We start from the raw sequence: 12849 nt of genomic DNA on the forward strand, positions 1-12849 counted from the left end.
TTCTCAGGCTCTCTTGACTATTCTGTATTGTTCGACGGATCGCCTCTGTCGTTGTGGCGCTGCCGTGAAGAACCTGGCCCATAGTGCATCCTTCCATTCTTGGGAAAACAATGCACCATCAAATGCCAGGATCAAACAGTTAGGTGATGGAGGTACAGCTGGGAGCGATGGACGACGTCCGATCAACGCGGCGTCCGGCTCAGCGCCGTTTCGCGGGCCATCACTCGGTATCCACGCTGTATATCCGGCCGCCCGCTTCCGTCCGGCCAAGGCGACGCAATTTGAAGGAATGCTCGCCCAAAGCGGCAAGGCCGGTGTCTGCACCTAGTTCCGCCAAACGCATACCACCATGTGGAAATCCGCCAAGCGCCGTCTTAAAACTCATGGAGGTACCTAATTGACTCACTGGGGATAGCCGCAGGTCGTCCTGGCAGGGGCTAGAACCGCGCGTAGCGTTCCGGCGGTTGCGGCGTGAGGAGGGCGTGGCAGGCGCAGGGTTCGCCGATCGGAAGAGCGGCAGCGGTCTCAAGGGCGATCGCCGATGTGACTTGCGACAGCCGTTCGAGCACGCCGGCCTCCAGGAGCGTGCCGCGGTCCCGGCTGAGGTAGTCGTTCACCGTCGCGGTCACAAACGCGCAAGGCGTGAAGCAGGCGCCGATCTCGCGCGACAGGGTCGCCTCGGGCGCGATCGAGTGGTTGATTATGTCGGCGCCTAGCGTGCGGAACATGATGGCCTCGGCCGGCGTGGTCAGGCGCGGACCGTAGACATGGCCGGCGACCAACCCTTGTTCGATGCCGTGGACGCGCCCTTCCGCCGGCCAAAGCCGGGCGGCCTTCTCGGCCAGGATCGCGGCGCAGGTGGCGCAGACGATCTGCTTGCCGCTGGCGTCGAATCTTTGGCGTCCCGGCAGCAGGGAATAGGGCGTTTGGGTCGGTTCGATGATGTCGGCCGCGATGACCAGATCGCCGTTGCGGATCGCCCGGTTGACCGAGCCCACCGTCGAGCAGGTGATCACCCGTTTGACGCCGGCCTCGCGCAACACCCAGAAGGCGCGGCGGTGGCAGGCATGATCGACTTGGTCGCGCAGGTTGCCATGAGAATACATGCACAGCGCCCGACGCGGCCGCCTGTCGCTGGTGATCGAGCCGTCGAACGCGAGCAGCTTCCAGTTTTCCGTGCGTCCATAGGGCGTGTCGAAGGCTATGTCCCGGGCGAGCACCCCGACGCCGGCCACCGGCACGTCCTCGGGAAAGGCAAGCCCCCAGCTCGCCGAGCCGGTGATGAGGGCCAGCTCGACTGATGGGATGGGCTCTGGGGCAGAGCTGTGAATTGTCATCAGAATGTTCCTGTCGGGTCTAGGGCTTCTGGCGCGCGGCGAAGACGAGGACGACCGCGATGACGAACCCGGTCCATAGCGTCGAGATCGCTGCAATGGTCGGGTCGATCTGGTCGCGCAGCGAAATGAACATCAGCTTTGGCAGCGTGGTGTTGGCGCCTCCCGAAACGAAGATCGAAATGACGGCTTCATCGAGCGAACTCAGGAACGCCATCAGCGCCGCCGAAACCAGCGAAATGGTCATCTGCGGTAGCATGATGCCGACAAGCCCGCCGCCCCAGCCAGCACCCAGGCTGCGCGCGGCCTGGAGCTGCACCCAGTCGAACCTGCGCACGGAGGGATAGAGCACGATGACCGCAACCGGTATGGCCAAGACGACATGCCCGAGGAGGACGCCGCCGAGCGTCCCGAGCAGCCGAAGTTTCGCCAGGACGAAGAACAGGCCGATCGCCAGCAGGATGCCAGGGACGACGGAGGGCATCACCGCGAAGGTGTAGATTGCGCGGGCGATCCGCCCACTCAGCCGGTGCATCGCGACACAGGTCAGGAATGCCGCGGGCACCGACACGGCCGCCGTCAGCCCGGCGAGGATCAGGCTCGTGCGCAACGCGGCCATCCAGTCGGCCGAGCCGAAGAAACTCGAATACCAGCGCAGCGAAAAGCTGCGCGGCGGAAATTCCAGCATGTCGGAGGCGGAGAACGAGATCGGCACCACGATCAACGTTGGCAGGATGAGGAATGCCAGCACCAGCGCGCCGAACGACCAGAGCAAAACGCGGGCAAGTCTGCTTTCGGGATACGCGTCCAGCATGGTTCAATCCGCAGTCGGCTTCGACTTGACCAGGCTGGTAGCGCCTAGCGCGGTTGCGCCGAGAATCGCGACGATGATCAGCAGCAAGATGCCGAGCGCCGCCGCGCCACCCCAGTCCTGGAGGGTCGAGAGCGTGCGGTCGATCCGGATCGCGATCGGGTTGACGCGGCCGCCACCGAGGATCGCAGGAGTGATGAAGAATCCAAGTGTGTAGACGAAGACGATGACAGAGCCGGAAACGATGCCGCCGAAGGCCAGCGGCAGGATCACCGTGCGGAAGCAGTGCCAGAAACTTGCGCCCATGCTGGCAGCAGCGCGGATCACGTTGCCGTCGATGTCGCGCATCGCTGCATAGGTCGGCAGCACGAAAATCGGCAGCATGTAGTGCACCATGCCGATCAAGGTGCCGGTGAAGTTGTAGACCAGCGGCACCGGTTCGGACACGAAGCCGCTGCCGACCAGGAGATCGTTGATCAATCCGTCGCGCCGCAACAGCACGAGCCAGCCATAAGTGCGCACCAGGATCGACGTCCAGAGCGGCAGGAGGACGAGCACCATCAGCCGGCTGGCGGTCTTCGGCGGTGTGCTCGCTAGCAGAAAAGCAAGCGGGATGCCGAGCAAAAGGCAACAAAGCAGGGTCCCGCCGGACAGTTCCAGGGTAACCAGCAAGGACCGCCAGGTGAGCCCGTTGGTGAATAGCGCCGCATAGTTCTCAAGAGCGAAATCGCCCCGAACCGTCGTCAGGGATTGTTGCAGGATCCAAAACAACGGCAGGATTGCGCCGATCCCGACGATGACCAGCGATGGCAAAGCGAGCGACAGAAAGAACCTGCGTTCCTTGGCGGAGTCGCGCAGCAGGCCGGTGGCATTAATTGTTGCGGTCGTCGCGGTCATGGTTGGGAGCCGCCGTCGATGCTGTGGATATGCCGGGCCGCAGCATAGGCGGTCAGCTGTTGGCCGGCCTGGATGCCGGTCCCGTCGAGCGACTGTCCGGAGGGAATGCTGAGCAGCAGGTCCCGGTCGCCGCCGACATCGAGGCGCAGGTGCCAGGTCTCGCCTCGGAAGGCATGCGCGGCGACCCGGCCTTTGATCGCGACGCCATCATTCCCCGCCGCTTCGCGTTCCAAAGCGAAGTTCTCGGCACGGATGACCAGGGTGCCCTTAAGAGGCGGAAGGGATCCGAACGGCTCCAGGAGCACTGCCGGAACGATGTTCGATTCACCCATGAAGTCGGCGACGAACCGCGATATTGGGCGTTGATAAATCGGCTGCGGCGCGTCGAGTTGTTCGATCCTGCCGGCATTCATCACCGCGATGCGGTCGGACATGGTCAGAGCTTCGCGCTGGTCGTGCGTCACGTAGACCGTGGTGATTCCCAGATCCTGCTGGAGCTTCCGGATCTCGAATTGCATCTGCTCGCGGAGATTCTTGTCGAGCGCCGAGAGCGGCTCGTCCATCAGCAGCACCCGCGGCTCGAACACCACGGCTCTGGCCAGCGCCACACGCTGGCGCTGGCCGCCGGAAAGTGCCGCGATATCCCGTGCCTCGTAGCCCTCCAGCTGCGCTCGGGCCAGGGCGGCTCGCGCCCGCTCCCGCGCCTCCGCGCGCGGCAGCCGACGCACGAGCAGGGGATATTCGACGTTGCCCAGAACGCTCATATGCGGGAAGAGCGCGTAGCTCTGGAAGACGACGCCGATGTCTCGCTTGTTCACCGCAAGCCGCGTGACATCGACATCGCCGATCCGGATCGCTCCGGCCTCGGGCCTGACAAATCCCGCGATCGCCATCAACAGCGTGGTCTTGCCCGAGCCGGAGGGACCGAGAAGCGTCAGAAACTCCCCTGGTCGGACATCGAGGCTCACATCGTCCAGGGCAACGTGGCTGCCATAGACCTTGCGCACCCGTTCGAGCGCTATGCGTGGCGAGGCCATGGGCAGGTCTCCTTTGGCCAGCACCCGCCTACTGGTTCATCATGGCGTCGAAGGCGGCCTGCGCTTCGTCGCCGTGTTTTGCCCACCAGGCCGCATTCGAATACACCACGCCCACCGCATTGTCCGGGGCGGTGGCGAGCAGCGCCATCTTGTCGGCCGGAACCTTGCCGCCGGTATAGGCGGCTGGGTTCATCGGGCCGTAGGTGATGTAGTCGGTGAGCTTGGCCTCGCGCTCCGGCGACGTCATGGCGGCGATCAGTTTCATCGCGTCTTCCTTGTGTGGCGCGCCTTTCGCCACGGCCAGGCAATCCGTTCCGATGATCGAGCTGTGGAACGTGTAGGCGACCGCGCCGCCGTCATCCTTGGCGCTCTGGGCACGACCATTCCAGGTCTCGACCAGGTCGGCCTCGCCGTCCTTCAGGATCTGCGCGGACTGCGCGCCCGAGGTCCACCAGACCGCGACATTGGGTTTCAGCTCGGCCAGACGGTCGATGGCGCGCTTGATGCCGCCGGGCTCGCTCAAGGCATCGTAGACCTTGCCAGGTTCGACACCTTGGGAGAGCAGCGCCGCCTCGAGCAGGTCCTGCGCATTGGCCCGCAGCGCACGGCGGCCGGGGAACTTCTTCACGTCCCAGAACTCCGCCCAGTCCTTGGGCCCGTTCTGGCCGTAGGTCTTGGTGTTCCAAGCCATCACGGTTCCATAGGAGGAGAACGGATAGCAGAATTTCGAGGCAGATCCGGCGGGTAGCGCCTTCTGATCGACCGCTGCCTCGTCGAGCGGCTCCAGCAGGTTGAGATCGGCCGCCTGCGCACCCTCACCGGAGGCAAGATGAATGATGTCCGTCGTGACGTTCCCGGAGGAGACCTGCAGGCGGAGCGCCGCCATGCCGTCGCTCTGGGTCTCGCCGCGTACATCGAGCCCAAGCGCCTTGCCCGCCGGCGCCCACATTGCTTCCTTCATGCCGGTGCCGTAGTCGCCGCCGGCCGTGGTGATCGTCACGCTCTGTGCCAAGGCCGGAGCAGCGGCCGAGAGCGCCAGTATCAGCGAAGAGATATGGAAAAGCTTCGTCATGTCAGTCCTCCCTGTTGTCGTCAGGCGGCGCGACCATGTTATCCGGTCTTACGCAACCAAAATCGTAACGTTACGATCAAATTCGTAACGTTACGATTGAGCAAGTGCCGCTCCGATGTCAAGCTGGATTCGTACGTATACGAATGATATTTTCCGCAAAGTGCTTCCATGCGGCGGTGCTGGACGGTGGCCCAACCGGCGTCGGCTTCACTTTCCGCCGTTATTTGGCAATCTTGCCGCTTGAACGCGCATTGCAACCGGACCAGACCATGGCGCCGCCAGCCAGACCGAACCTCCGACAGATCGCCGCCAGCCTCGGCCTATCCGTGACCACCGTGTCGCGCGCCCTGAAGGAGGGGCCGGAAGTCCATCCGCGGACCCGGGCGCGGGTGCAGAAGGCGGCGGCGAAGGCAGGCTATGCGCCGAACGTCCACGGTCTGGCGCTCCGGACCGGACGCACCCGCATGATCGCGGCGATCCTGCCGCTGGAAACACGGGCCTATGTGGCCGACCTTGCCAAGGTCCCGCTCATCGAGGGGATGACGCTTGCGGCCTCGGAGAACGGCTATGCGCTCTCGATCTTTTCCACCGGGCCCGAGGAGGACCAGCTCTGGTCGCTGCAGCGCTTGGTGCAGTCGGGGATGAGCGACGGGATCATCATCACGCGCATGATGGCGAAAGATCCGCGGATCGCCTTCCTCAAGGAGCGAAGCATCCCCTTCGTCGCATTCGGGCGCTCGGCGACGAAGCCGGACTACGCCTATATCGACGTCGACAACGAAGCCATGGTGCGGGAAGCCACGACCAAGCTGGTTGCTGAAAAACATCGCCGGATCGCGCTGCACCTCCTGACTCGCGATGACGAGAGCTGCGAACAGCGGTTGCGCGGCTACCGGCAAGCCCTTGCCAAAGCCAAGCTTCCGTTCGATCCGGTGCTGGTCGGGCACGAGGAGTTCACCATGGCGGCGAGCGAGAGTTTCTTTGAATCTGTGCTCGACCTGCCGAAACCGGCAACCGCCTTGATGTGCTCCAGCGAGCTAGGACTGTTGGGCGCGATCAGCGCCCTGCGTAAGCGGGGCCTTGTGCCCGGACGGGATGTGGGGCTCTTTGTCAGGGACAACACGCGTCTTAGCAAGTATCTGGCCGTCCCCTTGCTCGCGCATTTCGTCGATCTTGCCGAAGCCGGACGGCTGGCGGTGGACGCCCTTCTCCGCCAGATCGATGACCCAGGATCGCCCCTGACGCAAATCGTCATGTCGGGACACTTTGAGCGGTACCGCGGATCTGACGTCTAAAGCTTGGCGGCTCTTGGCGCGTCGGACGGCTTCTAGCTAGGTTGGGGACAACCGAAAACGACTGTGGGTTTTCGGCCCATGCCAGATCCATCGCCTCGTCGATGATCATAGACGCTCTACACGCTGAGGCCGATACACTTGCGATCTCTGAAATCAGCGACGAGATAATACGGAACGATGCGGAATGCATTCTGATTTTGGCCCACGAAAAATCCAACAAAATCAGGGTTTCCAGCACATCCGGGCCCACCAAAATACCCATTTTGGCAGTTGATTCTTCTGTATATTTCCGAGGCCGTCCACAATGTGGACTCGAACCCCCTCTTTCTGACAAAGAACTGCCCCCAGCGATTTCCTTGCGATTTCAGCCTACCTCGGAGAACTCGGACGCGATGTCGGGCAGCGGTTGACGACGAACCGATGCAGAGGCACCTCAGGTGCTGCTCCATTTTTCTTGGATGCTAGGCGTCGTGATCCCGGTCACCAAGGTGCGCGGTGCCCAGGCCCTAGATTCCCAAGGCGATCCCGTCTTTCCTCGGCTCCGACGCACCAGTCAGAGTGCCGTTCTCCCAGTCGATGCGGATCGCTTGAGCGCCGCCGATTGGTTCGTCCGCAGGAGTAAAGGTGAAGCCTCGTCGCTCGAGCTCGCCCTTGGTCGAGCCGTCAATCGTGTGCTCTGCCTCCACTGTCGTTCCGTTGGATGTCGGCATCACGCGCGGCAGATCGATCGCCTCCTGGAGGTCCATTCCGTAATCGAGGAGCTTGGATATCAGATGGGCATGCCCGAGCGCCTGATAGTACCCGCCCATGACGCCGAACGGCATTTCAACCCTGCTGTTGCGCGTTACCATGCCGGGGATGATCGTATGAAGCGGCCGTTTGGATGGCCCGATCCGATTGGGATGACCGGGCTTGAGCGAGAAGCTCTGGCCTCGGTTATGCAGGATGACGCCTGAGCGGGGTGAGACGAGGCCGGTGCCGAAACTGTCGAAGATAGAGTTGATGAAGCTTACCGCATTCCGATTTCGGTCGACGACGGAGATGTAAACGGTGTCGCGATGACGCGGCATTTCGAAAGGCGGCAGGTCGGTCAGCGCCTTTCTCAGGTTGATCATTCCCGCAAGCCTATTGGCCAGTTCGTCGGACAAGAGGTGGTCGACCGGGACGTCCGCCATTTCGGGATCGGCGATCCAGGCGTCGCGGGCGGCATAGGCAAGGCGCGTCGCCTCGATCTCGACATGCAGCCGGTCGGGCGACTGCGGGTCCCCCTTGGCGTCGAAGCGGCTCAAGATGTTGAGGATCAGCAGCGCGATGATGCCCTGGCCGTTCGGGGGACATTCATGGACGGTATAGCCGCGGAAATCGGTGGTCACTGGGGTCACATACTCGCCCCGCGCATTCGCGAAATCTTCCAGCGTGTGGAGTCCGCCAAGCACATTTAGATAGGACACCATGTCCTCGGCGACCGGTCCCTCATAGAATGCGCCGCGTCCCTCGGCAGCAATGCGTTTCAGCGTCTGCGCCAGCTCCGGCTGGCGATGAACCTCGCCGATCCTTGGCGCCCGGCCGCCGGGAAGAAAGATTCGCGCAGCTGTGGTGTCGGCCGAGAGCAGCTTTTGTTCGAGGGACCAGTCGCGGTGAACGCGGGGAGTGATCGCGTAACCCTCCTCGGCAAAGCGGATTGCGGGCGCAAGGACGTCGGCAAAGGGGAGTTCGCCGTGATCGGCGTGGAGGCGTGTCCACGCGTCGATCGCGCCAGGAACCGTTACCGCCGCTGGCGACTGGCGCGGGACCTCCGTCAGTCCCCGCTCATCGAACCAGTCGGCAGTGAGGGCCGCCGGCGTGCGGCCGGACCCGTTATAGGCGAGGACCTTGTCGGAACCATTGGGCGCGTAGAGCGCAAAACAGTCGCCGCCGATGCCGGTTGAGCCCGGCTCTACGATGCACTGCACCGCGCAGGCGGCAATGGCGGCATCCATCGCATTACCGCCCGCATCCATGATCTGCAGCGCTGTGAGGGTGGCGGAAGGGTGCGAAGTCGCCGCCATCGCATGTCGCGACACGGCAACGGACCGGGTCGGCTTCTCGAAATTGCGCATTTTCGTTACTTCTCTTTGTGTTTACCGAGAGCCATGTCTCACGCCCGCGCCCGGTAGGGTGTGAGCCAGGTTTCCAGCGCGTTCAGCGCCGAGATGATTGTGAAATTGATGGTGAGATAGATCGCGCCGGCGGCCACGAAGACCTCTACGGCGCGATAGGTCTGCGAGATGAGCCCCTGCGCGATGCCCGTCACCTCCATCAGCGTGATGATCGATGCAAGCGACGTGCCCTTGATCATGAGGATGATCTCGTTGCTGTAGCTGGGGATGGCCTGGCGTAGCGCTAGAGGCAGGACGACGAGGCGCAATATCAGAAATCGCGACATACCGAAGGCGGCGGCGGCCTCCGTCAGGCCGCGCGGCACCCCCTGGATGGCCCCCCGCAGGATTTCGCTGCCATAGGCCGCGGTATTGAGGCTGAGCGCGATGATGGCGCACCAATAGGGCTCGCGGAACAGCCACCAGAGCCCGGCCGCCTGGAGTGACGGACGGAACTGGCCGAGGCCGTAATAGATGAGGAAGATCTGAACGAGCAGCGGCGTGCCGCGAAAGACCGCAACGAAGGAGCGTATGGGCCAGACAAGTATCCGGTGGTTTCCCTGCTGGGCCAGTGCGAGCAGCAGGGCCAAGACAAAGCCGAGTGCGATCGAGGAGCCCGCCAGTTCCAATGTTAGTGGCAAGCCAGAGAGAAGGGTGGGGATGGTCTCTACAAAGAAGGCGAAGTCGATCATGCGTGGACCATGCCTCGCCACGCCCGCGCCTCGCCGTAGCGGAAGACCGAACCGGTCACGGCAGCGATGAGGAAATAAAGCGTCGCGGCCGCTATATAAAAGACGAAGGGCTCCCGCATCGATCCAGCGCCGATCTGAGCTTGCCGCATCAACTCCACCAAGCCGATCACCGAGATCAAAGCGGAATCCTTGAGCACGAGCTGCCAAACATTGCCGAGGCCCGGCAGGGCGTGCCGCATCAGTTGCGGGACAATGACGAGGCGCAGGGATTGGGAGCGAGACAGGCCAAGCGCCTTGCAAGCCTCAAACTGGCCGGGATCGACCGCGAGATACGCGCCGCGATAGACCTCCGCCTGATAGGCACCCGAAATGATGCCGATCGCCAGGACGCCAGTCGCAAATGCCGGAAGTCCGACGAAGCCGGCGCCGCCGAGGAATTTGCCGAGCTGCGTCAGGGCAATGCTGCCGCCGTAGTACAGCAGATAGATTGTCAGCAGATCGGGCACACCCCGAAATACGGTGCCATAGCCTTTGGCGAGCCACGAGGGGAGAGCTTTCGTCGAGAGCCGGCCTCCTGCCGCCACGGCGCCGAAGACGGCGCCGAGCAAGAAGCCGAGGACGGAAAGCGCAACCGTCACGCCCGCTGCCAGCAGCAGGGCGGCGCCCCAGCCGCCCTTTCCCAAGGAAAGAATATGCAGTGCAGCCATCATGTGAACCGAAGCTTTCAGCGCGTCGTCCCGGCGGATCGACCAATGCCGATCCGCCGCACCGTCCGCTAGCGCTTACTTGACCGGCGTCACATCCGTCTTCACCCATTTTTCCGAGATGCGTTTGATGGTCCCATCGGCGATCGCGGCGCTGATCGCGTCGTTCAGCATCTCCTTGAGCTTGGTGTCTTCCTTGCGCAGTCCCGCGCCAGTTCCGGCGCCGAATAGGCCGCCGACGAAGCCCGGACCTGCGAGCGTGAAGCCGGAGAATTCAGGTTTTGCGAGCGTCGCGGCAAGTGCGGTCTTCTGAGCGAATATTGCATCGATACGGCCGGCGGCCAAATCGAGATCATGCTGCTCGGTCGTCTTGTATTCGCGGATTTCCACCGTGTCGCCGAAGTATTTCTTCAGGAATTCGAGCATCATCGTGGCCGCCTGTACGCCGACCACCTTGCCCTTCAGCAGTGGCTTCAGCTTTTCGATCGCGGCCTTAGACGCAGCTTCGTCGTCCAGTTTGAATTTTTCAGTCGAAACACCGAGTTTGCCGAGCTCGCTATCCTTGGCGACTGCAAATCCGCCCGGATCGATTGCATAAGGCTGCGTGAAGTCGATGGTCTCGAGGCGTTTCGGCGTAATGAACATGCCGGCCATGATTACATCGAACTTGCCGACCTTCAGCGATGGAATAAGACCGTCCCAGTCCTGGGCGATGATGGTGCATTTGACCTTTATCCTTGCGCAAAGATCATTTGCGAGCTCGATCTCCAGCCCGTCGAGCTTGCCGTCTGCGTTGGTGAAATTCCAGGGCGCGTAGGCACCTTCGGTCGCGATGGTTATGGCCTTTGGAGCATCCTCAGCGAATGTGGACTGGACAAAGCTGAGCATGCCGAATACGGCCGCGACGGCGGCCAGGCGATGAATTTTCATATACGTTCCCCTTTCTTGTGCTGATCTGGCTGTTCCGGTGGCCGGTTCCGGTCTTTTGCGGGACTTAGGCCCTTTCTCCTGCCGGCGTTGATCCCCGGCTCGGAGTCACGAATTCGGCCAACATTGGTGCTGTGCCGAGAATATGATCCTGCATGACCTGTTCCGCATGCAGAGCGTCGCCCGATCGCAGGGCTGCGATCACGGCAGCATGCTCCTCGCGCGCGGAGAGCGGCTTGTCAGCGTCATCGAACCAGATGCGCATGTAAGGCTCTATCACCACATGCAGTGCCGAAATTTGTTGGATGAGCTTGGGCCTGCGGCTCAGCGCACAGATGCGGCCATGGAATTCCTGATGGCGGGCCACCCAGTCGCTGCTGCCGGTCTGGCCTGCGCGTTCCATGCGATCGAGCAGGCGCTCGAATTCATCGAGTGCCTCGTCGTCGATCCGTGGCATGGCCAGCCTGACGGCCAGTCCTTCCAGCACCGAACGCATCTCGAAAATCTCGTAAAGCTCATCGACCGTGAGTCCGGCGACGACACATCCCCGATTGGGGCGCAGAACCACCAGTCCATCGGCAGCCAGGCGCCGGAAGGCTTCCCGCACCGGCATGCGGCTCATGCCTATTTCGGCCGCGATGTCTTCGGGAATGAGGCGGTCACCCGGTTTGTACCGGCCGAGGCGAAGCGCCAGCTGGAGATGCCGGTATGCCTCCTCCTCTGCAGTAGCGGACATGCGTGGGTCGACGCTGAAGGGTGCTGGCACTTTGGAGCCCCGAAAAGTATTTTTGTATCCACGTATCATCAAATCCGGATTTGGCTGGAGCGTCAATACCCGACAGACGAAGTAGGGAGGGACGGTGGGCGATCTCGGCTGCTTCAAGGGCACGGGGCTTGGTTCCCAGCAGGTCAAATCACGGTCGGCAGCCTCAATTGCCATCCGGTGCATTTGATGCAATCTGCCCCCATGAAGATATCGGGCTCCGATCTCCATCTCTTTCGTGTCTTTGAAAGCGTGGTCCGCAATGGCGGCATGTCTGCGGCACAGATGGAACTGTCGCTCAGCCAACCTACGATCTCCAACCATCTGACGGCGCTTGAACAACGGCTTGGCGTGAAGTTGTGCGAACGGGGGCGGCGCGGGTTCTCGCTCACGGAGGAGGGGCGGCGGGTTTACGAAATCAGCACGGAAATCACCGGGATGCTGGACTCCGGTTCGGCCCGGCTCTCGCGTGTTAGAAGCGCTTTGGCGGGAAAGGTCGGCGTCGGCATTGTCGACTGCTTAACGACCGACCCAAGTTTCCGGCTCGCCGACGCTATTGCCGAGCTTTCCAAAGCTGCGCCGGAAATCGAGCTTGATCTCAAGATCATGTGCCCCAACGACATAACGAAGGCCGTGGCGGAAAACGAAATAGACATTGGGATAGGTGGCTCCGACATCAAGGTCGCGAGCGTGCAATACCAGATCATCTACCAAGAGCAGCACGCTGTATTTTGCGGTTCGGCTCATCCTTTGTTTTGCCGAAATGACGAGACGATTACGAGTGCGGAATGCTACGGCCATCCATGGGTAGAGAGAGGATATTGGTATGGTATTAGGCGTCACCGCTTCGACACCGCCGCGAACCGGGTAGCCTTTGATATTGAGGCGCAGCTTCTGATGGTCCTGTCGGGCGCCTACCTCGGGGTCCTGCCGATACATTTTGCCCGCGTGTTCGAACAGCAGGGGCGTCTTCGCCGGCTTCCAGTAGCCGACGAGGCATATTCCGCCGATATCGAGGTCGCCACGCGAACAGGCGAGCAGGCCGCCAATGTCGCCTATGTCCGCGACGCGATCATCAGGGCGCACCGGATGCATTTGTAAAAACCAATGTATCCGTTCTCTGAATGATATTCTTGCCACGTCGATAGAGGTCTAGCCTCTCTTGCGGCCGGCGATGCG

General features: G+C 62.1%; 12 protein-coding genes and 1 pseudogene. 3 read left to right on the top strand and 10 right to left on the bottom strand.

Going from position 1 to position 12849, the window contains the following annotated elements; genetic code table 11:
• Positions 1–328 (top strand): annotated as a pseudogene (locus EN874_RS34390) (hypothetical protein); the annotation flags it as partial.
• 109 nt (positions 329–437) lie between these two features.
• Here the strand turns inward: EN874_RS34390 and EN874_RS15130 are convergent.
• From EN874_RS15130 to EN874_RS15150, 5 genes are read right to left on the bottom strand one after another with little or no spacing between them, the layout of a single operon-like run.
• The gene (locus EN874_RS15130) at positions 438–1337 is read right to left on the bottom strand and encodes a 5'-methylthioadenosine phosphorylase (RefSeq protein ID WP_127425464.1); all 900 of its coding nucleotides are present in this window, start codon (positions 1335–1337) and stop codon (positions 438–440) included.
• A 19-nt stretch (positions 1338–1356) separates the two neighbouring features.
• A complete protein-coding gene (locus EN874_RS15135) occupies positions 1357–2148 on the bottom strand; it encodes an ABC transporter permease (protein WP_127425465.1) in 792 nt (263 codons plus the stop codon).
• Positions 2149–2151: 3 nt separating this feature from the next.
• Positions 2152–3042, bottom strand: a complete 891-nt coding sequence (locus EN874_RS15140; RefSeq protein WP_127425466.1) for an ABC transporter permease — start codon at positions 3040–3042, stop codon at positions 2152–2154.
• On the bottom strand, positions 3039–4079 hold the full coding sequence (locus EN874_RS15145) for an ABC transporter ATP-binding protein (protein WP_127425467.1): 1041 nt from the start codon (positions 4077–4079) through the stop codon (positions 3039–3041). Before EN874_RS15145 ends, EN874_RS15140 begins: the two co-directional genes overlap by 4 nt.
• 28 nt (positions 4080–4107) lie before the next feature.
• Positions 4108–5151 carry an ABC transporter substrate-binding protein gene (locus EN874_RS15150; protein ID WP_127425468.1) on the bottom strand — a complete coding sequence of 348 codons (1044 nt, stop codon included), beginning with the start codon at positions 5149–5151 and terminating at the stop codon, positions 4108–4110.
• Between the two features lie 143 nt (positions 5152–5294).
• On the opposite strand from EN874_RS15150, the gene EN874_RS15155 reads away from it, so the two are divergent.
• Positions 5295–6446, top strand: coding sequence for a LacI family transcriptional regulator (locus EN874_RS15155; protein ID WP_245513574.1), 1152 nt, complete (start codon positions 5295–5297; stop codon positions 6444–6446).
• A gap of 506 nt (positions 6447–6952) precedes the next feature.
• On the opposite strand, the gene ggt is transcribed toward EN874_RS15155, so the two are convergent.
• From ggt to EN874_RS15180, 5 genes are all read right to left on the bottom strand, one after another.
• Positions 6953–8545: a gamma-glutamyltransferase gene (ggt, locus tag EN874_RS15160; protein WP_127425469.1), complete on the bottom strand. Its 1593-nt coding sequence runs from the start codon at positions 8543–8545 to the stop codon at positions 6953–6955.
• A gap of 38 nt (positions 8546–8583) precedes the next feature.
• The gene (locus EN874_RS15165) at positions 8584–9276 is read right to left on the bottom strand and encodes an ABC transporter permease (protein WP_127425470.1); all 693 of its coding nucleotides are present in this window, start codon (positions 9274–9276) and stop codon (positions 8584–8586) included.
• Positions 9273–9983, bottom strand: coding sequence for an ABC transporter permease (locus EN874_RS15170; protein ID WP_168247493.1), 711 nt, complete (start codon positions 9981–9983; stop codon positions 9273–9275). Before EN874_RS15170 ends, EN874_RS15165 begins: the two co-directional genes overlap by 4 nt.
• A gap of 75 nt (positions 9984–10058) precedes the next feature.
• Complete coding sequence (locus EN874_RS15175) at positions 10059–10910, bottom strand: transporter substrate-binding domain-containing protein (RefSeq protein ID WP_127425472.1); 852 nt, start codon at positions 10908–10910, stop codon at positions 10059–10061.
• A 64-nt stretch (positions 10911–10974) separates the two neighbouring features.
• Positions 10975–11643, bottom strand: coding sequence for a GntR family transcriptional regulator (locus tag EN874_RS15180; protein WP_127425473.1), 669 nt, complete (start codon positions 11641–11643; stop codon positions 10975–10977).
• Positions 11644–11874: 231 nt separating this feature from the next.
• Between EN874_RS15180 and EN874_RS15185 the strand changes: the two genes are divergently transcribed.
• Positions 11875–12771, top strand: coding sequence for a LysR family transcriptional regulator (locus EN874_RS15185; RefSeq protein ID WP_189394119.1), 897 nt, complete (start codon positions 11875–11877; stop codon positions 12769–12771).
• Positions 12772–12849 lie beyond the last annotated feature (78 nt).

It is taken from the genome of Mesorhizobium sp. M1D.F.Ca.ET.231.01.1.1, from assembly GCF_003999155.2.
Lineage (GTDB): Bacteria > Pseudomonadota > Alphaproteobacteria > Rhizobiales > Rhizobiaceae > Mesorhizobium.